The organism is Actinomadura formosensis (assembly GCF_050948385.1).
GTDB classification, from domain to species: Bacteria; Actinomycetota; Actinomycetes; order Streptosporangiales; family Streptosporangiaceae; genus Spirillospora; species Spirillospora formosensis.
Genome location: NZ_CP192011.1, coordinates 138,913 through 162,950 on the forward strand (window position 1 = coordinate 138,913; position 24,038 = coordinate 162,950).

A 24,038-nucleotide genomic window follows, 5' to 3' on the forward strand; every position below is an offset into this window, starting at 1 on the left:
TCCCTCCGAGTGGGCCCTTGGCCGCCGGCGCCGGCATGGCCGCACGCCCGGACGCTGCCGGTTCAGCGTTGGAAGAGCGCCGTGATGGCGTCGGCGGCCTCGGGAGTCGCGGCGGCCCGTGCGATGGAAGCGGTCTCCGCCCAGCCGCTGTCCACCCGTGTCTGCTCCCAGCCCTGCCTGATGAGCCGCTTGGTGTTGCCGAGCGCGAACGACGATCTGGCGAGCAGCCTGCGGGCGAGGGCGTCCGTCGTGGCGGCCAGCTCGGCGTTGTCGCAGACCATGGTGACGATGCCCCATTCGCCGGCCTCGTCCGCGGTCAGCACCCGGTCCAGGAGCGTCATCTCCAGCGCGCGGTGCTCGCCCACGCTCCTCGGCAGAAGGTAGGACAGGCCGCAGTCCGGAGTCAGGTTGACCGCACCGTACGCGGCCAGGAACCGCGCATCGCGGCTCGCCACGACGAGGTCGGCGGCCAGCACGAGCGCCAGGCCGGCGCCGGCGGCCACGCCCTGGACGCTCGCCAGTACGGGCTTCGGCATCTCCCACAGCATCTTCGTGAACGTGTCGACGGCCGTCGCGAGCTTGTACACGTACTTCCCGGTGTCGCCGTCGGCCGCCATGGCGGCGAGGTCGCCACCGGCGCAGAAACGTCCGCCTGCCGCCGTCAGTGTCACGAGATGGACCGACTCGTCGCCGCCGGCCGCCTGCGCGGCGGCGCACAGCGCGAGGGCAAGGTCGAGGTCGAGTGCGTTGGCCGTTTCGGGCCGGTTGAGCCGGATGTAGGCGATCTTGTCGACGACCCGGTACTCGACCGGCGATGTCACGTTCATGCGAACCCCCTCCAGTTCGGACGACCCGGCAGGGCCACGAGGTCGATCGACCATAACAAAACTCCCTACCATAATCATGTTATGGTCCAGCGCTGCGAGCCCGGAAGGGGGAACGGGCGTGGGCGCGGCCGCTCGGTGCGGATTCCAGGGACGCCGAGTTCGACGGCGGTGACCTCGGCCGGCCCGGCAAGAGCGGCCTCGTGCCGCAGGGGGCCGGCAAGCCCGGGTGAAGGAACGCCGGGGTTTGCGGCGCCCATGGAAGCGGGAAGCGCCCGCCTGCCAGATGGAGGGAGCCGCTCGGGATCAGAATTCGGTGCGCGTGGCCTGTGTGGCCGCTGATGCCCACTGGACGGGACGGCGTGACAGGTCCCGGTAGGCGGCGACCCACGAGGCCCGGCCCTCTTCGAGGTGGACGCGCATCGCTTCTTCGGCGGCGTCGGGATCGCGTGTGATGAACGCCTTGAGCAGATTGCGGTGGGCGTCCAGCGCGACGGCGCGGTGGGCGTGCGTGAACTGACCGGCCACCACACCGAAGGCGAGCCCGTCCGCGACCGACTCCAGCGCCGCGGAGAACAGTTCGAGCACCTTGTTCTGCGCCGCCGCGGCCACCAGTTCGTGGAACCGGAAGTTCTCTTTGCGGAACAGCTCGCGGTCGTCGAGGTTGGCGGCCATCCGCTCGTTGCAGGCGGCCATCTCGGTGAGCGTCTCGTCGTCCATGTTCTCGGCCGCCATCCGCGCGAGCCGGGGCTCCAGCGCCTGCCGGGCGGCGAAGACCTCGGAGAACGGCACGCGCTCGAACTGCAGCAGCAGCGTCAGCGCCTCGCCCAGGTCCGAGGCGCGGGGACCGCGCACGACCGGTCCGCCGTCGCGGCCGGACCTGATGGTGAGCACACCCCGGCTCTCCAGCAGCCGCAGAGCCTCGCGCAGGGTGCTGCGACCGACCTGGTAGGTCTCCAGCATCTCGCGCTCGTTCGGCAGCCGGGTGCCTTCGGCCAGGTTCTCGGACACGATGCGGTTGGTGAGGTCGCGCGCCACGATCTCGGACTGCTTCATCGGCCTCTGCACAGGACCTGCCACGGGGAGCCCTTCTTCTCGGCTGTTCGCCGCCCTCCAGCCTAGTACAACCTCCCTGACATCTGTGACGACCAAATGCAGGGAAAGATCCGCGGCGCTCCGACCCCGTCGGAACTCCCTGATCCAAGAGGATGCGGGTCCGTTGTGGCGTCGCCGGCATCCACCTATACTATGTGCATGGTAACTATACTTGGCCATTGGATGTCCTCGCCGGCCCGCGGGAGAGAGCCCTTCTCGGCTCGGCCACGCCGATCCCGACGCCGATGACGTACCCGCCGGCGGCGCACGGCTTCACGCGGGACCGGCGCGCCGCCGCCCGCCCGGCTCGGGGCCGAGGCGGACCGGACGGAGCCGTCGGACCGTGGCCCACGCCCAGCGAGCAGACAACGTCAACCTTCGGCCGGCCGGAACGCGAATTGAGGAACTCAGCATGAGCCAAGCACAGTCCTGGGATGCGCGGAGCTTCATCGACCTGACCGAATACCGGGAGGTCGAGGAGGTTCTGCGGCGAGGCCGCGACTTCGTCGTCGCGGGCACCAAGGCGGAGTCCGACGAGTTCGTCCATGGCAGCCTCATCGCGATCGACGGGCGCGAGCACCTGAACCGCCGCCGCGCCGTGATGAAGATGATCAGGGCGTCGCAGCCGTGGGGCGCCGAGGGCAAGCTCATCGACGCCGTGTACGCGCACAACCTCAAGCGCGTCCAGGAGACCGCCGAGCCCCGCGACGGGATGATCCATTTTGATCTCATCGACTTCTGCAAGCGGGTGATCTGGCGCGTCACGGCCGCCTTCGTCGGGCTGGACGACGTCGACGACGACGAAACGGTCGCGCGGTTCCAGCGGCTGGGGTCCGACGTCGTCAGCGGCCTGACCGTCGAGTACGCCACCCCCGAGGCGCGCCGGCGGATCCTGGACACCGCCCGGGAGGCGCGCCGCCAGATCCGCGAAGAGATGTTCGCACCCAGCCTCGCCCGCCGCAGGGCCTTGATCCTTGAGGCGGGCGATGATCCCGGGAAGCGCGACGCGCTTCCCGCCGACCTCCTCACGAGCCTGCTCCTGGTCCCCGAGGACGCCCGGCTCGACGAGGAACTCATCTTCCGCGAGATGGTCGCGCTGCTCTCGGCCTCGGTCAACAATCCCGTCTGGCAGGTCGCCTGGGCCATCGACGACCTGCTCACGTGGCTCGCCGACCATCCCGGGGACCGGGCGAGGGTCGGCGACCGGGAGTTCATCAATCTGGCCGTGAAGGAATCGCTGCGTCTGCACCGGGCCTCCCGTCCGTACCTGGTCCGGATGGCCGTCGAGGACACCGTGCTGGAGTCCAGCGGCCGCTTCATCCCCGCCGGCGCCTGGGTCTCCGGCTGGGTCGAGAAGGCGAATCACGACCCGTCGGTCTTCGGTGACGACGCCGGCGTCTACAACCTGAACCGGACGGTCGAGGACCCGAGGGTGCCGCATTTCGGGATGGCCTTCGGCGCCGGGCCGCACGTCTGCCTCGGGCGTCCCATGCTGCTGTGGGAGCAGGGTTCGGAGGAGGCTCAGGGGATCCAGACGAAGATGGTGCGCCTCCTTCTCGAACGCGGCGTCACCAAGGACCCCGAGGGCGTCCAGAAGCTCGCCGGCGTGGAGGGGAGCAGCCGGTACATCCGCTACGACGTCACGATGCCGGTGGCCGGGAGCGGGGAGAACTGACCATGGCCGACGGCACCGGCGACTCCAGGCTCAAGCTGATCCTCGACCGTACCGAGCAGGTCGCCGAGAACGTTCTCCTGCTCGAGTTCGAGGCCGTCGGCGGCGGCCCGCTCCCGCCGTGGGAGCCGGGGGCGCACCTGGAACTGCGGCTGCCCTCCGGGCTGTCCCGCCAGTACTCGCTGTGCGGGGACCCCGCCGACACGAGTTCCTACACGTTCTGCGTCCTCAGGGAGGAGCGGGGACGAGGGGGGTCGGTCGAGGTGCACCGTGACCTCAAGGCCGGCGATGAGATCGAGGCTCGCCTTCCCCGCAACCACTTCCCGCTCGTCGACGCGGACGAGTACCTGTTCGTGGCCGGCGGTATCGGCATCACGCCGATCAAGGCGATGGTGGAGGAGGTCGAGCGCCGCGGCGCCTCCTGGCGGCTGGTCTACGGTGGCCGCGTCCGGGCCTCCATGGCGTTCGTCTCGGAACTCGCGGCCCTCGGCGGGGAGCGGACGACCGTGGTCGCCCAGGACGAGGCCGGTCTTCTGGACGTGCCCGGCATCGTGCGAGCACTGCCCGAAGGGGCTCTTCTGTACTGCTGCGGTCCCGCCGGGCTGCTCGACGCCATGACGGACGCGTGCACGGCCGCCGGAGTCGCCGACCGGCTGCACCTGGAACGGTTCACGGCATCGGGGGCCGCTCCGGCATCGGGCGGCGAGGACACCGCGTTCGAGGTCGAGCTCGCGGCTTCGGGCGTGACGCTGACGATCGCGGCGGATGAGAGCATTCTGGAGGTGGCCCAATCGGTCAGGAGCGACCTGGGCTTCTCGTGCCAGGAGGGCTACTGCGGCAGCTGCGAGACCCGGGTGCTCGCCGGGCGGCCGGATCACCGCGGGACCCTCATGTCGCCCGAGGAGCACGACGAAGAGGGCACGATGCTGATCTGTGTGGGCCGCTCCCGCTCACCGAAGCTCGTCCTCGACCTGTAGGACTCCCGGCCCCGCCGGACCGCGGAGCCCGGCCGCCGTGACAACGGGCGTCCGGGCTTCCGGCGTTGCGGGCCCGCCCCCGGGACCGGCGGCAGCGGCCCTGGTCGTCAGCGATCGGCCAGAGCGAGCACTTCCCCGGTCACCAGTTCCGGGAGTTCCTCGGCGATGTAGTGACCGGCCTCGGTCTCGCGGACCGTCATGTCGGTGAAATACCGCGCATACTGCTCGGCGAACGGGTCGCCACTGGGCAGGACCCCGTCGGCGTGTGCGGGGAAGCGGGCCGCGTACTGCCTCCCGTAGATCAGCAGCGACGGCCCGTGGAACCGCTTGTGACGGTCCTCGGGACCGAAGTCATGGAACTCGTGCCGCCACGGGTGCGCGTCATAACCCTCGTGGTGCAGCCACATGGCCGCCACCTCCCGTTCCGAGAGCGCCTGGTAGCGCTCGCCGTTCGGTGCGTCCGGATCCGCGATGACCCGGTGGAGCGGCATGGCGTAGCGGTAGTACTGGACGGCGTTCGCCCGCGAGGCCGCGTCGAGGCTCGCGACGTAGTGGGCGATGTCCGCGTCCGAGAAGAAGGGCACATCGCGCTCGGGTTGGGTGTTGCCGTAGGCGTTGCCCGGACGATCGCCCAGGACGGTGCCGGCACGGCCGCCCAGCCGGACCTCGATCATGTCCGCGGCGTGGGACGCGAGGAACGCCTCGGGCAGCGGCTCCGCCTTGAACCAGTACGGGTGGGGGATGTCGGGGGAGATGACCGTGCAGGGGGAGTCGATGAGTCCCAGGCGCGTGAACATCGCCGGATGGTCGATGGCCGCCTTGAAGGCGATCAGACCTCCCCAGTCATGACCGACCACGGTGACGTCGGACAACCCCTCGGCAAGGCAGAACCGCCGGATGTCCTCGGCGAGAAGGGCGCGGCTCACCCGGGTGCCCGGCTTGTCGGTCCGGCCGTAACCGCGCGTGTCCACCGCGTACGTGGGATGGCCGTGCGCCGCCAGGGCGGTGACCTGATGGCGGAACGCGTGCGAGGTCTGCGGAAAGCCGTGGATCAGCACGATCGGCACCCGGGGCCGGCCGATGCCGGCGGCCAGGGCGTGCATGGTCAACCCGGGGGTCCGCACGAAGATCGATCGGAGACCTCCTCCGGCCGGACCGATCGGCGCCGATGCCGTCCGCACGCCGTTCACTCCTCTCGTCCGTCAGTTCTGGACGCGCACCTGCAGCGGGCGCGCCGGGTCGGCCGAGGCGAGCGACTCGATGGCCGCCGCCGCATGGTCGAGCGGATACGCCCGCGAGGGGACGGCGTCCAGGTTCCAGCCGCCGTCGTTCAGTGCTTGGACGGCCATCCGAAGAGATCGCAGCCCCTTGCTGTGGGGGCCGGTGACGGTGAGCCTTCGCCGGGCGATCAGGTCGATCTCGAGTTCGAGCCTGCGACCCGAGCCCTTCAACCCGGCCAGGACCAGCCGCCCGTCCCGCTTGAGCGCGTGGAGGCCCTGCTCGACCGCCGACGTCGAGTAGGGCGTGGTGTCGACGACGACGTCCACGGGCCGGCCGAGGGCGTCCCGCAACTCGCCGGGGTCGTCGGAACCCGTCTCGTAGGTGTCGTGGATCCCGAACCCGGCCGCGAGCGCGAGCCGTTCGCGATCGCGGGGAAGACCGACCCAGGTGACGTGCCCGGCACCCGAGTGGACCGCGACGAGCGCACAGGCGAGGCCGCGGGGGCCCGCGCCGAGGACGGCCACCGTCGTTCCGGGGCCGACGCGGCCGGACTCGACCGTCCACTGGAAGCCGTTGGCGAGCGGGTTGTGGAACGCCGCGGCGGCCGGCGTGACGTGCTCGGCGAGCGGGATGAGCGTGGCACCCGGCGCCAGGTACAGGTGCGTCGCCATTCCGCCCCACAGTCCGGGCGGCTCGTCGGGGGAGACGGTCCCGTAGGAACGAGAGCGGCAGTCCCCGCCCGCCGCGCAGTCCGCGCACCGTCCGCAGCGGATCGCCGAGTTGACGACGACCCTGGCGCCGACATCGACGCCGGAGGCACGGCGCAGTTCCTCCCCCAGCGCGACGACCCGGCCGACAGGCTCGTGCCCCAGCGTCATCGGCATCGGATAGCCGTCGAGGGCCGCATCGTAGAACTCCGCGTCGGAGCCGCAGACACCGTTGACCTCGACCGCGAGGACTCCGTCGCGGGGTCCGGCCGCGGGGATCGGGAACTCGCGGATCTCGATCCGCCGGCGGCCGGTGAGCACCGCCGCCCGCGCGATCGGGGCGGTCGTCGTTTCCGTGATCATGATGACTCCCGGGGAGGGGCGGCGCGACCGCTCATGCCGGCTCAAGCGGCAGGAAGAACTCGTTGAGCGGCAGGTCGTCCCAGAGAAGGCCCTGCTGGTCCATGTAGCGCATCAGGGCGTCGAGCGTGGGCGCGTTCGCCGCCAGCCCGTACGGCCAGGGGTCCCCGCCCATGAACCGGGTCTGCTCCTCTGCCGCCTGCAAGGCCCACGGCAGAGTGGAGTAGGCGACGCCGGTCGACCACAGCCGCTCCTGTGCCCGGCGTTTGCTCTCGTCGAAGATCGCGAAGAGCCGGGGCGCCAGGGAGCGGTCACCGTCCAGGACATCGCGCTTGACCACGAGCACGTGCATCACCGGAAAGACGCCGGACTTGGCGAAGTACTCGCGCTCCTCGGCGAACGGATCCTCGAAGAGGCGGCGCACTCCGGGCGCCGGCGGGGCGACCCCGGCCCCGATCCAGGCATCGATGTGGCCTGAGAGAAGGTGCCGCTGCGGGGAGCGTCCCGGCGGCGCGGCCACGATCTCGACCCCGGACGGGTACTTCACCGCGTCCTCGGTCAGTCCGGTCGCGGCCCGGTGGGTGATCCATCGCACGTCCCCGGGCGCCAGGCCGTACTCGTCCGCGAAGAGACCGCGCAGCCAGACCGCCATCGTCATCCCGTACTCGGGCAACCCGATGCGCTTGCCCCGCAGGTCGGCCGGCGTGCGGAGGCCGGAGTCCCGCCGCACGTAGATGTTGGAGTGCCGGAACGCGCGCGAGACCCACACGGGAAGCGCCACGAGATCGCAGGCGTCCCGGAGGCGGGATCGCTCGGTCATATAGAAGGACACCGACATCTCGCCGCCGGCGACGTCCGGGGAGTCGCGCAGGGCGGCGAAGGCGTCCTTGGGGCTGGCGAGCGTCTCCAGCTCCAACGCGATCCCGGTGCGAGCGGCGACCTCCGGCACGTCGGCGAGGCGGTCGTAACGGCCGCCGAAGACGAACTTCAGGGACCCGCTCATCGAGCGGGGGCCCGTACCGGCGCGGGGCGGCGCTTGATCGGGTGATTAATCATAGTTACCATGCTCATATTATAGAGACCTGACTCGGCTCGTCGTCAACGTGCCGGACGGGGCCGCTGGACGTTGGCACGGCGCTGGGCGGGTGCCGATGAGCGCCGGCTCGCGTCCCCGTCCCCTCCCGTTTCCGCCGAGCTCGGTCCCGCCGCTCCGCGAATGACCGGACCGCCCGTTCGAAAGGCAGGACACCGTGAGCACTTCCGCCGAAGAGTCCGCAGCGCTGGTGGACCTGGTGTCCTCGTTCGCACGAGACGTCGTGGCCCCGCGTGCCGCCGGCTACGACAAGGCCGAGGAACTGCCCCGCGACATCCTCGACCGCATGCGCGAACTCGGGCTGTTCGGCGGGACCGTTCCGGTGGAACTGGGCGGCGCCGGTTTGGACCACGTCACGTACGCGGCGGTCATCGAGGCGATGTCGACCGCCGACCATTGCCTCGGTGTCCTGATGAGCATGCCTTCCGCACTCGTCGGTTCGGGCCTGCTCGACCACGGCACGGCCGAGCAGCAGAAGAGATGGCTCGTTCCGCTGGCCGCGGGCGAGATCTTCGGATGCGCGGGCGTCACCGAACCCCAGTCCGGCAGCAATGTGGCCGCGATGGAGACGGCCTACCGCCGCGACGGCGACGGGTTCGTGATCAACGGCGCCAAGACGTGGATCACCAACATCGACATCGCCGGCTTCATCGTCACCTTCGCCACGCGCGACCGCGCCCTCGGACGCGCCGGAGTCAGCGCGTTCGTGATCCCGATCGACACTCCGGGCCTGTCCACCCATCCGTTCAAGGACAAGCTCGGCTTCCGTCCCCTGTGCAGCGGGGAGGTCGTGCTGGAGGACGTTCGCGTCGGTCCCGAGTGCCTTCTCGGCGAAGAGGGCGAGGGCTACCGCATCGCCATGGGAGCCGTCGAGCGGGGCAGGCTCTCCGTCGCCGCACGAGCGGTCGGCCTCGCACAGGGCTGCCTCGACGACTCGATCACATATGCGCGCGATCGGGTCATCGCCGGGACGCCCATCGGGAACCACCAGCTCATCCGGCAGAAGCTCGCCGACATGGCCACCGGGATCCAGGCCGCCAGGCTCCTCGTCCGCCGGTGCGCAGAGGAGATGGACCGCGGCTCGCGCGCGCGGACGGAGGCGAGCATGGCCAAGATGTTCGCCAGCGACGTCGCCCAGCGGGTGGCGACCGAGGCCGTCCAGATCCATGGCGCCTATGGCGTCTCCCCCGAGTTCCGCGTCGGCCGCGCCTACCGGGACGCGAAGGTCTTCCAGCTGGTCGAGGGCACCAACGAGATCCACCGGCTCCTCATCTCGCGCGCGCTACTGAATCCCCGCGGTTGAATCCCGCGGCTCGCGGCCCCCGCCCCTGCGGGCCGCGAGCCGCGTCATCCCTCCGGCACGCGGGGCCCGACTCTCCCGCAACGAAAGGCAGCGATATGGCACCCAGCGACACCATTTGGGTCGATCTCCTCGGCACCGCTTTCGAGCAGCGCTTCTATGACGTCGGCGGTGTGCGCACCCGGAGCATCGAGGCGGGCGAAGGCGCCCCGATCGTGTTCCTGCACGGCGGCGGCGGACACGCCGAAACGTGGGTCCGCAACCTCGGGGCGCACAGCCGGGACCGCCGCTGCTACGCCATCGACATGCTCGGCCACGGCTACACCGACGCTCCCGAGACCAGCGACTACACCACCGCGGAGGTGCTCGACCACGTGGTGCGGTTCCTTGACGTCGCCGGCATCGACAAGGCCGACTTCTGCGGCGAGTCGTTCGGCGGGCGCGTCTCCGCGTGGATGGCGATCAAGCATCCCGACCGCGTGAACAAGCTGGTCCTCAACACCTCCGGCGGCCTCCCCGCGACCGGGGGACGGCAGGCCGAGGACGTGGGCGACCTGCTCGCGCGCACGACCGCCTCGCTGCGGCACACCACGGACGAGGCCGTCCGCTCCCGGATCGCGTGGCTGTTCGCGGACCCCGCGCAGGTCCCCGAGGAGTTCGTGCGCATCCGGCAGGCGATCTACGCGCGACCGGGGATCAAGAAGTCCCTCACCAAGCTGTTCGAGAAGATCTTCGATCCCGAGGACGCGCGGAACTACTGGCTCACTCCCGAGCGGCTGAACCGGGTGCAGGCCCAGACGCTGGTGATCTGGAGCGACCGCAATCCGATCCACTCGTGGGAGGACGCCCGCGCGGGGTTCTCCCACATTCCCGACGTGCGGTTCCACCTGATCAAGAAGGCCGCCCACTGGCCGCAGTTCGAGCAGCCCGAGGAGTACAACCGCGTGCAGGTCGGCTTCCTCCGCGGCGAACCGGCGCAGAGCGCCCAGCCCGCGGCCGTGACGAGTGCGGGGTGAACGGATGTTCCGCCATGTGGTCCTGATGACCTGGAAGCAGGCACTCGACGAGAACCAGGCGGCGCGGGTGCGTGCCGCACTGGACGACCTCGGCGCCCGGTCGCCGGACGTGCGGTCGTTCAGCCACGGACCCGACGCGGGCGTGCGGCCGGGCGGCGGTGACTACGCGCTCGTCGCGGACTTCGACGACGCCGACGGCTGGCGCGCCTACAGCGCTCATCCCGCGCATGACGTGGTGCGCGAGGTGATGCGCGGGCTCGTCGCGTCCCAGGCCGTCGTCCAGTTCGAGTTCACCCCCGCCGGGGAGGGTGCGGCGTGAACCCGGTGGGCCGCGCCGGCGGCCAGTTCATCGGCGGACGCTGGGAGCGCTCGGCCTCGATCGGCCGGATCTATGTTGAGAATCCCGCCACGGGCGAGATCCTCGCCCGTGTCTGCACGGGGGACGCCGCCGACGCGGAACAGGCGGTCAGTGCCGTCCGGAGCGCGTTTCCCGGATGGTCGGCGACTCCCCTGGAGACTCGCGTCCGGATCGTCCGGGACGCCTGCGCGCGGCTCTCGAACGAGGTGGACGATCTCGCCGAGCTCATCTCCAAAGAGGTGGGGACGCCTTTGCCGGTCTCCAGGGCCGCCCAGGTCGTCCGGCCCATCGAGGTGCTCGGGTCGCTCTGCGACGCGGCCTCGGAGGTCGCCTGGTCCGAGCGGATCGACAGCACGGTGGTCGTGCGCGAGCCTCTGGGGGTGGTGGTGGCCATCACCCCGTGGAACTTCCCGCTCCACCAGGTGGTGGCCAAGGTCGGCGCGGCGTTGCTGGCCGGCTGCACGGTCGTCCTCAAGCCGTCCGAGCTGGCGCCGTTGAGCGCCTACGCGCTGGCCGACGCGCTGCACGACGCGGGCCTTCCGGCGGGAGCGCTCAACGTGGTGACCGGTCTCGGCTCCACCGTCGGAGAGGCGCTGACGGCGCATCCGGACGTCGACGGCATCTCGTTCACGGGGTCGAGCGCGGTCGGCCGGCAGATCGGAGCGGTCGCCGCGCGGTCGGTGAAACGAGTCGCCCTCGAACTGGGCGGCAAAGGCCCTTCGCTGGTGCTTCCCGGTGCCGACACCGAGACCGCGGCGGCGGCGACGGCCGCCCGCTGCTTCACCAACTCCGGCCAGGTGTGCGCGGCGCTGACCCGTCTCATCGTCCCTCGCGATCAGGTCGGCCCGGCCGAGGCGGCACTGGCCGCCTTCGTGGAGGCCCAGCGGATCGGCGACCCGTTCACCGAAGGCGTCACCGTCGGCCCCTTGATCTCAGCCGCGCAGAAGGAGCGGGTCCTGGCGTTGCTGACCCGGGGAATCGAGGACGGCGCGCGCGTCGTGGCCGGCGGTCCCGGCGGCCCGGTGCCCGGCGGCGGGCACTATGTGGCTCCGACCGTTCTCTCCGATGTCGATCCCGCCATGACGATCGCCAGGGTGGAGGTCTTCGGACCGGTGCTGTGCGTGCTGGCCTACGACGACGTCGAGGAGGGCATCGCGATCGCCAACGACGGCGAGTACGGCCTCGTCGGCGCGGTCTGGGGCCCGGACGCCGAGGCCGCCGAGGCGGCCGCCCGGATGCGCATGGGAATGGTCGGTGTCAACGGCGGCCGTCTCAACGTCAGGGCTCCGTTCGGCGGCTACAAGCAGTCGGGGCACGGCCGCGAGTTCGGAAGGTTCGGCATCGAGCAGTTCCTGGAACTCAAGTCCGTCAACTTCCCGTCCGCCGACCGGATCACGTGGTCCACGCCCTGAACTTCCCACCCGATCGCCCAGCGATGTCGGCGCCCCGTCTGGACGAGAGGGCTCCGCTTAGATAATCTGCATACCATGAACATAGTAGCGCCGACCGCACGGCAGATCTGGCATGCGGGATTCATCGTGGACGAACTCGAACCCGCCATGGACGAACTGTCGGCGGCCCTCGGCGTGAAGTGGGCGGACCTCCACACCGTCAAGCGGACCCTTGAGGGCCCCGGCGGAGCCGCGTGGGAGCTGGACACCCGCGTGGTCTTCTCCCTCGACCTGCCCCTGTCCATCGAGCTGATCGAGCCCTCCCCCGGCACGCCCAACGTCCGCCGGGGCGATTCCGCGTTCCACCACCTGGGCTACTGGGCGGACGACCTGATGGCCGAAGAGCGACGGCTGGCCGACCTGGGCCTGCCGTGCGTCGCCTTCCTCGCCGACCAGACCGAGACCGCGCTGCGGCGGATTCTGATCACCCAGGGTCCCTACGACGTGCTGCTGGAGGCCACCAGCACGCTGACTTCGCGTCCCGGCCTGGAGCACTTCTACCCCAACGGAGGATCGCGTTGATCTGGCACATCGCCTTCGCCCTCGACAACCTCGAAGAGGGAATGGAGCGGTTCGGCGCCGCCCTCAACCTCGACTGGCTCCCGGTGAAGCACTACGTCGGAGAGTCGGTCGACCAGAACGGCCGGCCCTACACCCTCAAGACCCGCCTGACCTTCGCCACCGCCGGGCCATGCGCGCTCGAACTGTTCGAACGAGTGCCGGGCACACCCAACGAGCCGGCCAAGGGCACGGCGTTCCACCACATGGGCTACTGGACCGAGGACCTGTCCAAGGAGCGCGAGCGGCTCGCCGCGTGCGACTGGCTGCACCGGGGCGGGCCCACCGAACCCGACTCCCGGGCGGCGTTCTTCGCGAGCACGCTCGGCATCCTCATCGAGGGCTGCAACTCCACCATCGAGCGTCCGGGGCTCGCAAAGTACTACCCCGGCGTGGCACCGGGCATGAGGCAGCCACATCAGGGCGGATGATAGTCACTTTTAATTCGTTGTTCGTCAAGCGGCGGCTGGCCGCACTCCGCCGGGCTTGGGGGTCGCCTCATGAAGCCGGGCGTGGCCGTCAGGGGGTAGGGGGCATCGTCCCCCTCGATCGTGAGAAGCCGGCAGGTTGTCACCCAATAGTTGACAATCATGATTAGAATAAGCAGAATGAAGTGTCGGTGACCTCCGTCTCACCCGCAGGAGCCCCCCATGACCTCACTGATCCGTCGTGCCGCTGCGACGGCGCTCACCCTGGCCGTCACCGGAGCGCTGCTGGTCGGCTGCGGAGGCGGCGCGGCCGAGGACGCCAAGCGTCCCCGGGACCCCGACCAAGCCGCGTTGTTCGACAAGGCCGTCGACGAGAAGGCGGTCTACGTCTACTCGAACCTCGAAGAGGTCCTCAACAAGCGCCTCAGCGACGGCTATGCCAAGGCCATCGGCCTGCCGGTGACCATCGAGAAGATCGCCAGCTCCTCCATCAACACCAGGTTCGCTTCGGAGGCCGAAGCCCGTGCCGTGCGGGCCGACATCCTGGTCAGCGCGGACTGCTCCTTCGTCAGAGCCCAGGTCGGCAAGGGCGTCGTCGTGGCCATGAACAAGGCGAACGTGCCCGGCTACGAGAAGTACCCAGAGAACTTCAAGCTCGACGGTGGAGCGGTTCCGTCGATCCAGACGGCTCCCTACGGCATCGGGTACAACACGGACGAGATCAACAAGGCCGAAGCACCGACCACGTGGGACGACCTGCTCGATCCCAGGTGGAAAGGCAGGATCCTCATGACCAGCCCGAAGGGGTCGGCGACGCGCGTCCAGGTGTACGACTTCCTCCTGGAGAGCCGCGGCGAGCGGTTCCTGCGCGACCTCGGCGCCCAGGCTGCACGCTTCTACCCCGACACCGGCCAGGCCGTGGCGGCTCTCGCGGCCGGTGAGGGTGCCATCCTCATTCCGACCGCCGGTCAGGTGACCGGCGCCGGCGCCAAGAAGGGGGCGCCCCTTGCCTTCAACCTTCCCGAGGACACCACAGGCGCCCCGCTGTGCGCCGGATTGAGCGCCCAAGCCCCGAACCCCAATGCCGCCCGCCTCTTCCTGAGCTACCTGCTGTCGAAGTCCGGTAGCGAAGCGGTCAACGGAGTCGAGGAACTCTACACGGCGGGGCCGTTCGACCAGGGCGTCAAGCTGGGAGAGAAGTACAAGCAGCCGGCCACGGTGACCGAGGAGACGGCCGCCAAGGTCGGCGCGGCACTCGGCACCGGCTGAGCGCCGTCCGCCCTCACACGGGTTCCAACGGCAGCGGGCGGGAACGCTCGGGCGTTCCGGCCCGGCGGGCGTTCTCGCCCGGCCGCCGCCCAGCCGCCCGCACCGGCCGACGAGCCTCCGAGAGAGCCCCACATGAACGCAGCCGCATCGAGAACGCGCGCGACGCGCCGGCCCACCCCGTTCAAGATCGCCTCGCTGGCCGTCATCACCGTGGTCGCGGTGGTGGTCGCCTATCCCTTCGTGCGGGTCGTGTGGCGCCTGTTCTGGGTGGACGGCGCGCCCAGCGTCGATCCGGTCGAACGGGCGTTCACCGCGCCGGGCGTCGGCGAGCTGGTCCGCGACTCCACGCTCATCGTCGCTGTCGCGGGGGCATGCGCGGTCGTCATCGGCTCGTTGCTGGCCTGGCTCAACGAGCGAACCGACGCCCGGATCCGGGGCCTCACCGACGTCGTTCCACTGATGCCGTTCCTGCTTCCCTCGATCGCCATGGCCATCGGCTGGACGCTGCTGCTCTCCCCGCGTGCGGGCCTGCTGAACGTGTGGCTTCGAGACCTTCTGGGCCTGGCCGGCATCGAGATCGAGACCGGCCCCCTGAACATCTTCTCGATCCACGGCATGATCTTCTGCTACTTCATCGTGCTCGTGCCGTACGTCTTCCTGTTCGTCTCCGCCGGACTGCGCAACATGCCCGGAGACCTCGAAGAGCAGGCCCGTGTCGCCGGCGCAGGCTCCGCCGGCACGTTCTGGCGCATCACGCTCCCCGGCCTCAAGCCGAGCATCGCCGCGGCATCGGTCATCGTCGTCTGGTTCGGGTTCGCGATGTTCTCCATCCCGCTCATCATCGGCACACCGGCCGGCATCGACGTCCTGACGGTCCGGATCGTTCGCCTCATCAACTTCACCTATCCGCCGCGGACCGACCTGGCCGTCTCGTTGAGCCTGTTCATCCTGGTGATCGTCGGAGGCGCCTGGGCTCTCCAGGTGCGCATCATGAAGAGCGGGATGTTCGTCCAGGTCGGTGGTCGCGGGGCGCACGCGAGCACGGTGCGCCTCGGACGGCTGCGATGGCCGGCCCGCGCCTTCATCGCCGGCTTCCTCGTCGTCTCCGGCATCCTGCCGGTGCTGGGCCTGCTCATCACCGCGCTCAACGGATTCTGGACCCCGAACATCCATTGGGGCGACCTCGGATTCGACTCCTTCCGGCGGGTCTCGGAGGACGAACTGACCGTCTCGGCCTTCGGCAACAGCCTGCTGCTGGGTGCCGTGGCCGGCACGGGCATCATCATGTTCGCCGCGCTGATGGCGGTGCACGTCCGCCGCGACGGCGGTGTGGTCACACGCCTGCTGGAGGCGGCCATCCGGCTGCCGATCGTGGTTTCGGGCTTCATCGTGATCGTCGGCATGATCCTGGCGTACTCGGGGCCACCCTTCGAGTTGCAGGGCACGTTCGTCCTGTTCGTCGTCGCCTACATGGCCACGTCCATCCCCCAGGCGTCGATCGTCTCCGACGCCGCGGCGGCCCAGGTGAGCGACGACATGGTCGAGGCGGCGTCGGTGTCGGGCGCCGGAGACGGCCGGATCTTCGGCCGCGTCCAGCTTCCGCTCATGGCTCCCGGACTCGTCGCCGGCTGGACGCTGGTCTTCGTCAACATCACCGGCGACATGGAGGTCGCCTCGATGCTCGCCTCCAGCCGGCAACCCGTCGTCGGATTCCAGCTCCTCGACACCTACAACAAGGGAGAGTTCGCCGATCTCGCCGCCATGGCCCTGATGCTCGTCCTGATCACGACCTTGTGCGTCCTGATCGGAACCGGCCTGGGCAGGCGGCTCTCCGGCCGCTCCGAACGCCGAGTCAGGACAGCGAGGAACAAGTGAGCAAGGTGACCCCCGCGCGGCCTTCCCCGGACCCCCTGGTGGAGATCGAGGACCTGCACAAGTCGTTCACACGTCGAGACGGTCAGACCGTGCCCGCGATGGACGGGGTGTCGCTGAAGATCGCCCAGGGGGAGTTCGTCGTCCTGCTCGGGCCCAGCGGTTGCGGCAAGACGACGCTGCTGCGCTGCCTCGCGGGTCTCGAAGAGCCCGATGGCGGGGAGATCCGGATGCGCGGCAGGACCTACTTCTCGGGCCGATCGCGGGTCTTCGTCCCACCGGAACGACGGAACCTCAGCATGGTCTTCCAGTCGTACGCGCTGTGGCCGCACATGACCGTCTACGACAACATCGCGTTCCCGCTGCGCCACCGCAAGGTCGCCAGGCATGACATACCCAGGCGGGTGGCGCGTGCTCTCGAGCGGATCGGCATCGGGGATCTCAGGAACTCCTACCCGTCCCAGATAAGCGGGGGGCAGCAGCAACGCGTCGCCTTGGCCAGGGCCCTGGTCACCAACGACGAACTCGTCCTCTTCGACGAGCCGTTGTCGAACGTCGACGCGAGGGTCCGGGACGAACTGCGGTTCGAGCTGCTGGAGATGCAGCGGGAGATCGGATTCGCGGCCGTGTACGTGACGCACGACCAGGGCGAGGCCATGGCGATGGCCGACCGGATCGCGGTCCTCGGCGGTGGCAGGATCCGGCAGCTCGGCTCGCCTCGGGACGTGTACACGCGGCCGGCCTCCCTGGAGGTCGCGACGTTCATCGGCACCGCGAACAAGATCCCCGGCACCGTCCTGTCGGTGGACGGCGACGGGCAGGTGATCGCGGACACGCCTCTCGGGAAGGTGTCGGCGACCGATCGGGATCGCGCTCTGGCGGTCGGTGACGAGCTGGTGCTGATCTGGCGTCCGGAAAGCGCCACGGTGGCGCCTGAGGCACCGGCGGATTCTCCCAACACCTGGCTCGCCTCAGTGGCCGCCTCGGTGTTCGTCGGTACGCACACCGAGGCCGATCTGTCCGTGGGGCCGTTGAAGCAGCGCGTGTGGAGTGTGGGGCGCGACCTCCCCGCGGCGGGCAGTGAGGCTTACGTTTCGGTGCCCGGCTCGAAACTCCTCGCGTTCCGCATCTGAAGCCGGTTCGACCCGCGCGGCACTCGAAGGGCCCACGCACGGGGTGCGGGGGTTCGATCCTCGCCGACTCGGCGGACGGCATGTGAAGGGCCCGGCCGAAGAGGCCGGGCCCCGCCGCTGCGGTTCGTGGTCAGAGGGAGGCGGCCCACTCCTTGGTCGATACGACATCGGCCTGGCCGGGGAAGACCTTTTCCATGAGGACCTGGTGGACCTCGTCGTCGGTGTCGGCGCACGCGTCGGACAGAACGGTGATCTCGAAGTCGGCGTCGCCGGCGTGGCGGACGGTCGACAGCACGACACCGCTGGTGACGACGCCGGCGAGAACGAGGCGGGAGACGCCGAGCCCGGTGAGGATCGAGCCGAGGTCGGTGCCGGCGAACGCGCTGATGCGACGCTTGGTCACGATGATGTCCCCGGCGTCGCCGCCGAGGGCCGAGTGCACCTGGGTGGTCGGTTCGGTCTCGACGAAGAGGTCGCCGTACCCGGAAAGGGGAGACAGGCCCTTGTTGGAGGGGTTCACCTCCGGGTAGCCCGAGCGGAAGGCGACCCGGACGAAGATGACGGGAACCTGCGCCCGGCGGGCGGCCTCGACGGCTGAGACGGCCGCCGCGAGGGCAGGGCTCTCATCACCTCCGACGGCCTGGAGGACGGCGGGTTGAAAGTCCATGACGAGCAGAGCCTGGTCACTCATGTGTGCTTCCTCATGTTGTCGGGGGGCGATGTCTGCGGCGGGTTCGTCACGACCGTGCGGCGGGAGCGGTGCTCACCCCAGGACGGGCCCGGCCTCCATGCCGCCGTCGACGAGCAGATCCGTGCCGGTCACCCAGGAGCTCTCGTCCGAGGAGAGATACAGGGCCGCGTTCGCGATGTCGCGCGGCTGCCCGATGCGGGGAATGGGCATCTGCTCGAAGAACTCGGCCGTCACGCCGGCCGCTCGCGACATGGGCGTGTCGATCTGGCCCGGCACGATGGAGTTCACCCGGATGCCGGTGCCGGCGAAGTCGAGGGCCGCCGTTCGCACCAGCGAGGACGCCGCGGCCTTGCTGGCGGCGTAGGGGCCCATGGCCTTGCAGGCGAAGGTCACACCCGCCATGGACGTGACCACCACGATGGCGCCCCGGCCTCCCCGCCGCATGCCGGGTGCGACCGCCTGGATGCCGTTCAGGGTTCCCATGACATTGACCTCGAAAGCGGTCCGGAACTGCTCGGGGTCGCCCGTGTCGATGGGACCGAAAACCATGATCCCCGCCGTCTGGACGAGGATGTCGGGTTCGGCGCCGAACTGAGCGGTGCACGCCTCGACGGCGTTCCGCCACTGCCGGGGGTCGCGTACATCGAGCGCCGTGTACCCGGCGGCGGGCCCCAGGGACTGGGCGAAGGCCTTGCCCTCGGACTCGGGCAGGTCGCACACCATGACGGAGGCGCCTTCCGCCACGAAGAGCCCGGCCACGCCTTGGCCGATCCCGCCCGCGCCTCCGGAGACGATCGCGACTCGACCGTCCAGGCGGCCGGCGCCGTTCCGCGAGCTCAATTGCTCCTCCGAGGGGTCGTGGGGTCGGGTTGACGTCATCGTGCTTCCCTTCTGCCGGGGCACCCCCGCTAAAAGCGGGTAAATATGCCTATGTTAGGACTGTTCATGCGATAGACAGTACAACCCCGTGGTGTGACGAGCAATACATCCGAGCCAGGATTCGCAGCCCTCGGTCGAAGCGTGATCTGTGCCCTGCCGCAACGGATGCGGAGGTTCCCCGTCCGGCGGCGGCGCCGGCCGAACGGGGAGGGCGGCACTCCGATCACCCTTCATCGGGCGGGGTGGAGCCGAGGGACGCTTCGGTCGGCGGCGACGTCCGCTGCGTCGCGGTCCGTCCCCGCCCGGCCCGCCTGAAGCCGGCGGAGTCCTGGCCGAGCGCTCGCGCCGGGGCCAGGTCCGCGGGTCGCCGGCCGTCGAACAGGAAGGGGGCGCGCACGGACCGGACCGTCCCTTCGGTCGGGTGCTCCACCTCGTGGAACAGCGCGGCGGCGGCGAGGTGGCGGTCGGTGAGCAGATCAGGCAGCGAGCGGACGCGCGCGTGAGGGACGTCTATCTCCTCAAGGATGTCGAGCCACTCCGCCGTGGTCCTCTGGAGCAGTTCGGCGGCCACGAGTGCGTAGACCTCGTCGATGTTCGCCGTACGCCCGGCGAGCGTGGCGAACGCGGGCTCGTCGACGAGGTCGTACCGGCCGATCCGGCTCAGGAAGGCCGCCCAGTGCCGGTCGGTGTAGAGCATCAGGCTGACGTGGCCGTCACGGGTGGGAAAGGGCTTGCGGTGCGGCGACGCGGTCCTCGGATAGAGAGCGGGGCCGTTGGCGGGCTCGTAGGTGAGACCGCCCATCTGCTCGACGGCCGTGAAGGCCACCATGGTCTCGAACATGGGGATCCTGACCGAGCGCCGCGGCCCGCCGGCCGCCCGGGACGCCAGCTCCGCGCAGATCGCGAGCGCCGCGTACATGCCCGCGGTCTTGTCGGCCACCGCTGTGCGGACGTAGGCGGGTTCCCCGCCGTTGCCCTGCACCCATGCCATGCCGGACTCGGCCTGGATCGTGTCATCGTAGGCGGGCCGGTCCTCGTAGGGGCCTGGCCCGAATCCCACCAGCTCGCACAGCAGGGCTTCGGACCCGGCCGCGGCGAGTTTCTCCGCCGTGAGCCCGAGCCGCGCCGCCGCCCGCGGGCGCATGTTGTGGACGACCACGTCGTATTCGGGCAGCGAACTCATGAGGAGCTCGCGGTCGGGCTCCCTCGCGAGGTCGAGGACGATGGACCGCTTCCCCGCGTTGAGCGCGAGGAAGATCGGCGACATGGCGGGGGTCCTGCCGGGGGTGAGGTGCCGCACGACGTCACCGGTGGGGGGTTCGATCTTGTCGATCCGGGCGCCGAGCTGGGCGAGCAGGAGCGTGCAGAAGGGCCCGGACATGGTGCCGGTCAGATCCAGCACGCGGACACCGTGCAGCGGCCCCCGCGCGTTCTCGCAGGCCGCCTCGGCCGGTGCGGCGGCGGGCGCGGCCTCGCGTTCGCCGTCCACTCAGAACCCTGCCGGCGGTTCGTAGACGTCCTTGGCCTGCAGGCTCCGGACGAACGTCCTCGGGCGGTGGGTGGCCGGGTCGACGGTCCCGTGCTCGAAGCAGAACTCGATGCCCAGCCCTTCCGGAAGTCCTTCGAAGTAGAAGCCGATGGACCCGGAGGTCTCGTGGCGGATGAGGTCGTCGCGCAGTTCCAGACCCGCGCGGCGGACCACCGCCCTGGCACGCATGACGTCGTCGAAGGTCTCGGTCTGGAAGCAGACGTGGTCGACCGAGCGGGGCGCGCCGGGACGGCGCTGGAGCACCAGGGAGTGATGGGCGCCGTCGGACGCGTGCAGGAAGGCGGTGGTGTCCTCGATGAAGTCGGAGACGCCCAGCCCGAGTACTTCGGTGTAGAAGGCCAGCGAGGCGTCGAAGTCGGACGCGGACACCGCGACGTGCACGAGGCGTTCGAGCCGCGCCCACTTCGGCTGGGCACCGCCCGCGATGCGCGCCATCCCCCTGAACACCTCGACCTCGGTGCCGTCCATGTCGGTGAACCGGAGGGCCTCCTGGACGAAGTCCTCCCGGAGGTTGCGGGAGCGCTCGTAGCCGACTCCCACCCCGGCGAGGGCCTTCTCGACGTCCTCGAACGCGGCGCCGGGATCGAGCTCGAACGCCATCTTCGCGAGGCCCGGTGGCCGGGAGGGATCCTGGCGAAGCTCGATCCAGTGGTGTTCGCCGGCGCCGCCGAGGAAGGCACGGTCGTGCGTTCTCCCGTTGAGCTGCAACTGGCCGCACGTCTCGAACAGGTCGACCGCGGGGGCGAGATCGGCGACGGTGAGGGTGATGTAGCCCAGACGCGACAGAAGCATGTTGACTCCATGTGTTCGAGGGGCGACGCGGCACGGGCAGGGGCACCGCCTGGGCGAGGATCTCCCGTTGCGCCACGGTGAACTCGCGTTCGAGGACCCCCTCGATCCAGGCTTGGCGGGCCCGCCGGACGGCTCACCAGTTCAAGGTCTTCAGGACGAGCCGGCGCAGGGTGCGCGGGTTGTGGTCGACCTGACCCGTTCGAGCGTGCTGGACCGCGCGGTTGTTGAACAGGACGAGATCGTCGTTCTCGTAGTGGTGGGTGTAGACGTTGGCGTCGTCGTAGAGGGCGGCGAAAAGGGTCTGGAGGAGCTCCTCCCCCTCCTCGGAATCCGGGCCGTACTCAACGATGTGGCTGGTGTTGAACTCGTTGACGAACAGCGCCTTCCTCCCGGAGTGCGGCACGGTGATCGCGACCGGGTGCTCGGCGGCCTGGACGCTGGAGAGGTCGGCGCCCTCGGGGTAGTCGGACAGCCGCATCCGCTTCTGCTCGGCGTCCGCGTCGTTGAGGTCGAACATGTTGTAGGCGTGCAGGCCCTCGATCTTGACCTTGATCTCTTCCGGCAGGTTCTCGTAGGCGCGCACGCTGTTCGCGAAGGCGGTGGGCGGGGACGTGGGCGAGACGTCCTGGGCGTAGAGGCAGGTACCGGCCGCGACGTCTTCGCGGTAGGCGCCGTCGTTGTGGAAGAGCAGGCGGCGGCTGCCGGCCAGGCTCGGGTTGTCCTCGATGACGTTGGAGAGGTACTCGACGGTCGTGCCCCACCGGAAGGTGTGCAGCTCGCCGAGCGTGGTGACGAACCGGTCCTGGTCCTCGTCGGCGAGCTTCTGGCCTCGGACCAGCACGACGCCCCCGGTGTCGAACGCCTCTCGCAGGACCCCGACCTCGTCGGGGCCGAAGGGCTTGGACATGTCGAGGTCCTGGAGCTCGACGCCGATGCTGTCGGTGAGTGGGACTGCCCTCATGCTGGTGCCTTTCTCGAGTAGCGGGCAACGTCGGCTTGCTTCCGCACCACGGCGAGAGTCGCCGGCGACCGGGATCAGGCCATCTGATGTTCAGGAGCCCTGAACACCCTTATGCTGATCACATTAAGCATGTTCAGGATCCTTGGCAAGAGGGGAGTGAATCGGAGGGGGCGCTTCGGGAGCCTTCCGTCTCCCTCGAAGTGCCGTATCGCAACTAAACAGGCAACCTGTTTAGCTTGCCTGTTTAGTTGGTAACCTGCTTACAATGAACATCTATACGCCGTCCCCTCTCGCCCCCGCCAGGCCGGTCATCGAGACGATCGCCGTACTGGAGCGCGACCCGCCGGTCCGGACCTCGGCGGACCCCGTCCGCGGACGCGAGCACGCCGCCGGGGATCGCCGCGACCCGGCGCCCGGGACCCGGCGGCCATGACCTCGCATCCGGTGGCCCGCGTCACCGAGAGCCCCGGGCCCCCGTTCGGCCGGCGGTTCTCGACCCCGCTGATCCTGGGCGCCACCCTCAACCCCGTCAACAGCTCGATCGTCGCCACCGCGCTCGTTCCGATCGCGGTGGCCATGGACTCCTCGGTCGGCCGGGTGGCGCTCCTGGTGACCGTCCTGTACGTCGCCAGCGCGGTGGCGCAACCCGCCATGGGACGGTTCGCCGAACTGCTCGGCCCGCGCCGCCTGTTCCTGGCGGGCACACTGCTCGTGGCGGCCGGCGGCGCGGTGGGCGCCCTCGCCGCGAACCTGACGACCCTCCTGGCCGCACGCGTCCTGCTCGGAGTCGGCACCTCGGCCGCCTTCCCGACGGCGATGCTCATGATCCGCCGCCGCGCCGACGCCAGTGGCGCACCGGCCGGGAGCACACTCGGCGCGCTCGTGATCGCCAGTCAGGTGACGGTCCTGCTCGGGCTCCCGCTCGGCGGGCTCCTGGTCAGCCTCGCCGGCTGGCGGTCCACGTTCTGGATCAACATCCCCCTGGCGCTGGCCGTGTTCGCCATGGCCTGGAGATGGTCGCCCGCGGACGGGCCCGTACCAGCCCGGGGCGTGCGCCGAATCGTCGCCGACCTCGACGTCCCCGGCATGGTGCTCTTCGGCGGCATGCTCTGCCTCCTGGTCGCCTTCCTCGCCGACCCGCACCTCGCACGCTGGCCATTCGCGGCCGCCTCAGCGGGGCTGGGCGCGGGGCTCCTCTGGTGGGAGCCGAAGGCCCGGCATCCCTTCATCGACGTGCGCTCACTCCTCGACAACGCAAGCCTCACCCTCACCTACGTGAGGACCGCCGGAACGATGCTCGTCGCGTACTGCGTGATGTACGGGCTCACCCAGTGGCTCCAGGAAGACCGCGGCCTGCCGGCGACGCTGGCGGGGATGCTCATCGTGCCGATGAGCGCGGCCGGCGCCCTCGTCACCCGTCCCGTCTCGAAACGCGGCCTGGTCAAGGCGCCGCTCACGGCGAGCGCCGCCCTGGCCCTCGCCGTCGGGGTGGCCATCAGGTTCACCGGCGGCGGCACGCCGCTGGCCCTGGTCGTCGCCCTGACGACCCTGGTGGGAGTGGCGATCGGCCTCGCGACCGTCGGCAACCAGGCCGCCGTCTTCGCCCAGGCCGGCCCGCAGGAGACCGGTATCGCCGCGGGGCTGCTGAGGACCTCCGGTTATGTGGGTGCGATCGCCTCCGGCAGCCTTGTCGGCCTGGTGTTCCGGGACGGCCCGGACGACGCGGGGCTGCACCGCATCGGTGACGTGCTCATCGCGGTGACCGCCCTCGTCCTCGTCCTGACCGTCCTCGACCGCAGGCTGCCGCGCACGCTGCGGTCCGGGCCGTGACC

The 24,038-nt window shown here is 70.0% G+C and carries 23 protein-coding genes; 13 read left to right on the plus strand and 10 right to left on the minus strand.

Features of this window, described 5'->3' with window-relative positions; all coding sequences use genetic code 11:
• Window positions 1-62: 62 nt before the first annotated feature.
• Together ACQP1N_RS00675 and ACQP1N_RS00680 are read right to left on the minus strand one after the other, a co-directional pair.
• Window positions 63-827, minus strand: a complete 765-nt coding sequence (locus ACQP1N_RS00675; RefSeq protein ID WP_433228519.1) for an enoyl-CoA hydratase/isomerase family protein — start codon at window positions 825-827, stop codon at window positions 63-65.
• A gap of 303 nt (window positions 828-1,130) precedes the next feature.
• A complete protein-coding gene (locus tag ACQP1N_RS00680) occupies window positions 1,131-1,880 on the minus strand; it encodes a FadR/GntR family transcriptional regulator (protein ID WP_067794644.1) in 750 nt (249 codons plus the stop codon).
• A gap of 451 nt (window positions 1,881-2,331) precedes the next feature.
• On the opposite strand from ACQP1N_RS00680, the gene ACQP1N_RS00685 reads away from it, so the two are divergent.
• Together ACQP1N_RS00685 and ACQP1N_RS00690 are read left to right on the plus strand one after the other, a co-directional pair.
• Window positions 2,332-3,594 carry a cytochrome P450 gene (locus ACQP1N_RS00685; protein WP_433228520.1) on the plus strand — a complete coding sequence of 421 codons (1,263 nt, stop codon included), beginning with the start codon at window positions 2,332-2,334 and terminating at the stop codon, window positions 3,592-3,594.
• A gap of 2 nt (window positions 3,595-3,596) precedes the next feature.
• Entirely contained in the window at window positions 3,597-4,568 is a 972-nt protein-coding gene (locus ACQP1N_RS00690; protein ID WP_433228522.1) for a PDR/VanB family oxidoreductase, read from the plus strand.
• A gap of 107 nt (window positions 4,569-4,675) precedes the next feature.
• Here the strand turns inward: ACQP1N_RS00690 and ACQP1N_RS00695 are convergent, their stop codons facing one another.
• The 3 genes from ACQP1N_RS00695 to ACQP1N_RS00705 form a co-directional block, all read right to left on the minus strand.
• On the minus strand, window positions 4,676-5,671 hold the full coding sequence (locus tag ACQP1N_RS00695) for an alpha/beta fold hydrolase (protein ID WP_433232546.1): 996 nt from the start codon (window positions 5,669-5,671) through the stop codon (window positions 4,676-4,678).
• 99 nt (window positions 5,672-5,770) lie between these two features.
• The gene (locus ACQP1N_RS00700) at window positions 5,771-6,859 is read right to left on the minus strand and encodes a zinc-dependent alcohol dehydrogenase (protein ID WP_433228523.1); all 1,089 of its coding nucleotides are present in this window, start codon (window positions 6,857-6,859) and stop codon (window positions 5,771-5,773) included.
• A gap of 31 nt (window positions 6,860-6,890) precedes the next feature.
• Entirely contained in the window at window positions 6,891-7,859 is a 969-nt protein-coding gene (locus ACQP1N_RS00705) for a hypothetical protein (protein ID WP_067794629.1), read from the minus strand.
• Window positions 7,860-8,106: 247 nt separating this feature from the next.
• Between ACQP1N_RS00705 and ACQP1N_RS00710 the strand changes: the two genes are divergently transcribed.
• The 9 genes from ACQP1N_RS00710 (at window position 8,107) to ACQP1N_RS00750 (ending at window position 17,334) form a co-directional block, all read left to right on the plus strand.
• Entirely contained in the window at window positions 8,107-9,252 is a 1,146-nt protein-coding gene (locus ACQP1N_RS00710) for an acyl-CoA dehydrogenase family protein (RefSeq protein WP_433228525.1), read from the plus strand.
• Window positions 9,253-9,347: 95 nt separating this feature from the next.
• Window positions 9,348-10,265: an alpha/beta fold hydrolase gene (locus ACQP1N_RS00715; RefSeq protein ID WP_433228527.1), complete on the plus strand. Its 918-nt coding sequence runs from the start codon at window positions 9,348-9,350 to the stop codon at window positions 10,263-10,265.
• A 4-nt stretch (window positions 10,266-10,269) separates the two neighbouring features.
• Window positions 10,270-10,584, plus strand: coding sequence for a Dabb family protein (locus ACQP1N_RS00720; RefSeq protein WP_433228529.1), 315 nt, complete (start codon window positions 10,270-10,272; stop codon window positions 10,582-10,584).
• Window positions 10,581-12,035 (plus strand): aldehyde dehydrogenase family protein, encoded by a 1,455-nt coding sequence (locus tag ACQP1N_RS00725; RefSeq protein ID WP_433228530.1) that lies wholly within the window; start codon window positions 10,581-10,583, stop codon window positions 12,033-12,035. The genes ACQP1N_RS00720 and ACQP1N_RS00725 overlap by 4 nt, the downstream gene beginning before the upstream one ends.
• Window positions 12,036-12,110: 75 nt before the next feature.
• Window positions 12,111-12,596: a VOC family protein gene (locus ACQP1N_RS00730; RefSeq protein ID WP_084262589.1), complete on the plus strand. Its 486-nt coding sequence runs from the start codon at window positions 12,111-12,113 to the stop codon at window positions 12,594-12,596.
• Window positions 12,593-13,063 carry a VOC family protein gene (locus ACQP1N_RS00735; RefSeq protein ID WP_433228532.1) on the plus strand — a complete coding sequence of 157 codons (471 nt, stop codon included), beginning with the start codon at window positions 12,593-12,595 and terminating at the stop codon, window positions 13,061-13,063. The genes ACQP1N_RS00730 and ACQP1N_RS00735 overlap by 4 nt, the downstream gene beginning before the upstream one ends.
• Before the next feature lie 219 nt (window positions 13,064-13,282).
• A complete protein-coding gene (locus ACQP1N_RS00740) occupies window positions 13,283-14,329 on the plus strand; it encodes an ABC transporter substrate-binding protein (RefSeq protein ID WP_433228534.1) in 1,047 nt (348 codons plus the stop codon).
• 132 nt (window positions 14,330-14,461) lie between these two features.
• Window positions 14,462-16,204: an ABC transporter permease gene (locus ACQP1N_RS00745; protein ID WP_433228536.1), complete on the plus strand. Its 1,743-nt coding sequence runs from the start codon at window positions 14,462-14,464 to the stop codon at window positions 16,202-16,204.
• The gene (locus ACQP1N_RS00750) at window positions 16,201-17,334 is read left to right on the plus strand and encodes an ABC transporter ATP-binding protein (RefSeq protein ID WP_433228538.1); all 1,134 of its coding nucleotides are present in this window, start codon (window positions 16,201-16,203) and stop codon (window positions 17,332-17,334) included. The genes ACQP1N_RS00745 and ACQP1N_RS00750 overlap by 4 nt, the downstream gene beginning before the upstream one ends.
• 130 nt (window positions 17,335-17,464) lie before the next feature.
• Here ACQP1N_RS00750 and ACQP1N_RS00755 read toward each other — a convergent pair whose 3' ends face one another.
• From ACQP1N_RS00755 to ACQP1N_RS00775, 5 genes are all read right to left on the minus strand, one after another.
• Window positions 17,465-18,025, minus strand: coding sequence for a cysteine hydrolase family protein (locus ACQP1N_RS00755; protein WP_067794605.1), 561 nt, complete (start codon window positions 18,023-18,025; stop codon window positions 17,465-17,467).
• A gap of 72 nt (window positions 18,026-18,097) precedes the next feature.
• On the minus strand, window positions 18,098-18,865 hold the full coding sequence (locus ACQP1N_RS00760; protein ID WP_433228539.1) for an SDR family NAD(P)-dependent oxidoreductase: 768 nt from the start codon (window positions 18,863-18,865) through the stop codon (window positions 18,098-18,100).
• A gap of 262 nt (window positions 18,866-19,127) precedes the next feature.
• Window positions 19,128-20,393 (minus strand): CaiB/BaiF CoA transferase family protein, encoded by a 1,266-nt coding sequence (locus ACQP1N_RS00765; protein WP_433228540.1) that lies wholly within the window; start codon window positions 20,391-20,393, stop codon window positions 19,128-19,130.
• Window positions 20,394-21,245: a VOC family protein gene (locus ACQP1N_RS00770; protein WP_433228541.1), complete on the minus strand. Its 852-nt coding sequence runs from the start codon at window positions 21,243-21,245 to the stop codon at window positions 20,394-20,396.
• Window positions 21,246-21,378: 133 nt separating this feature from the next.
• On the minus strand, window positions 21,379-22,206 hold the full coding sequence (locus ACQP1N_RS00775; protein ID WP_433228542.1) for a TauD/TfdA dioxygenase family protein: 828 nt from the start codon (window positions 22,204-22,206) through the stop codon (window positions 21,379-21,381).
• A gap of 265 nt (window positions 22,207-22,471) precedes the next feature.
• Here ACQP1N_RS00775 and ACQP1N_RS00780 point away from each other — a divergent pair, with 265 nt between their 5' ends.
• Window positions 22,472-22,639: a hypothetical protein gene (locus ACQP1N_RS00780; protein WP_433228543.1), complete on the plus strand. Its 168-nt coding sequence runs from the start codon at window positions 22,472-22,474 to the stop codon at window positions 22,637-22,639.
• Window positions 22,636-24,036 (plus strand): MFS transporter, encoded by a 1,401-nt coding sequence (locus ACQP1N_RS00785; protein ID WP_433228545.1) that lies wholly within the window; start codon window positions 22,636-22,638, stop codon window positions 24,034-24,036. The genes ACQP1N_RS00780 and ACQP1N_RS00785 overlap by 4 nt, the downstream gene beginning before the upstream one ends.
• The last annotated feature ends 2 nt before the right edge of the window (window positions 24,037-24,038 follow it).

What these genes read in the sequence shown, in the direction of transcription:
- ACQP1N_RS00705 (WP_067794629.1), bottom strand. Translation starts at nt 7,859, where the DNA reads ATGAGCGGGTCCCTGAAGTTCGTCTTCGGCGGCCGTTACGACCGCCTC.
- ACQP1N_RS00755 (WP_067794605.1), bottom strand. Translation starts at nt 18,025, where the DNA reads ATGAGTGACCAGGCTCTGCTCGTCATGGACTTTCAACCCGCCGTCCTC.
- ACQP1N_RS00770 (WP_433228541.1), bottom strand. Translation starts at nt 21,245, where the DNA reads ATGCTTCTGTCGCGTCTGGGCTACATCACCCTCACCGTCGCCGATCTC.
- ACQP1N_RS00740 (WP_433228534.1), top strand. Translation starts at nt 13,283, where the DNA reads ATGACCTCACTGATCCGTCGTGCCGCTGCGACGGCGCTCACCCTGGCC.
- ACQP1N_RS00680 (WP_067794644.1), bottom strand. Translation starts at nt 1,880, where the DNA reads ATGAAGCAGTCCGAGATCGTGGCGCGCGACCTCACCAACCGCATCGTG.
- ACQP1N_RS00715 (WP_433228527.1), top strand. Translation starts at nt 9,348, where the DNA reads ATGGCACCCAGCGACACCATTTGGGTCGATCTCCTCGGCACCGCTTTC.
- ACQP1N_RS00690 (WP_433228522.1), top strand. Translation starts at nt 3,597, where the DNA reads ATGGCCGACGGCACCGGCGACTCCAGGCTCAAGCTGATCCTCGACCGT.
- ACQP1N_RS00730 (WP_084262589.1), top strand. Translation starts at nt 12,111, where the DNA reads ATGAACATAGTAGCGCCGACCGCACGGCAGATCTGGCATGCGGGATTC.
- ACQP1N_RS00685 (WP_433228520.1), top strand. Translation starts at nt 2,332, where the DNA reads ATGAGCCAAGCACAGTCCTGGGATGCGCGGAGCTTCATCGACCTGACC.
- ACQP1N_RS00700 (WP_433228523.1), bottom strand. Translation starts at nt 6,859, where the DNA reads ATGATCACGGAAACGACGACCGCCCCGATCGCGCGGGCGGCGGTGCTC.
- ACQP1N_RS00695 (WP_433232546.1), bottom strand. Translation starts at nt 5,671, where the DNA reads ATGCACGCCCTGGCCGCCGGCATCGGCCGGCCCCGGGTGCCGATCGTG.
- ACQP1N_RS00780 (WP_433228543.1), top strand. Translation starts at nt 22,472, where the DNA reads ATGAACATCTATACGCCGTCCCCTCTCGCCCCCGCCAGGCCGGTCATC.
- ACQP1N_RS00745 (WP_433228536.1), top strand. Translation starts at nt 14,462, where the DNA reads ATGAACGCAGCCGCATCGAGAACGCGCGCGACGCGCCGGCCCACCCCG.
- ACQP1N_RS00775 (WP_433228542.1), bottom strand. Translation starts at nt 22,206, where the DNA reads ATGAGGGCAGTCCCACTCACCGACAGCATCGGCGTCGAGCTCCAGGAC.
- ACQP1N_RS00720 (WP_433228529.1), top strand. Translation starts at nt 10,270, where the DNA reads ATGTTCCGCCATGTGGTCCTGATGACCTGGAAGCAGGCACTCGACGAG.
- ACQP1N_RS00675 (WP_433228519.1), bottom strand. Translation starts at nt 827, where the DNA reads ATGAACGTGACATCGCCGGTCGAGTACCGGGTCGTCGACAAGATCGCC.
- ACQP1N_RS00785 (WP_433228545.1), top strand. Translation starts at nt 22,636, where the DNA reads ATGACCTCGCATCCGGTGGCCCGCGTCACCGAGAGCCCCGGGCCCCCG.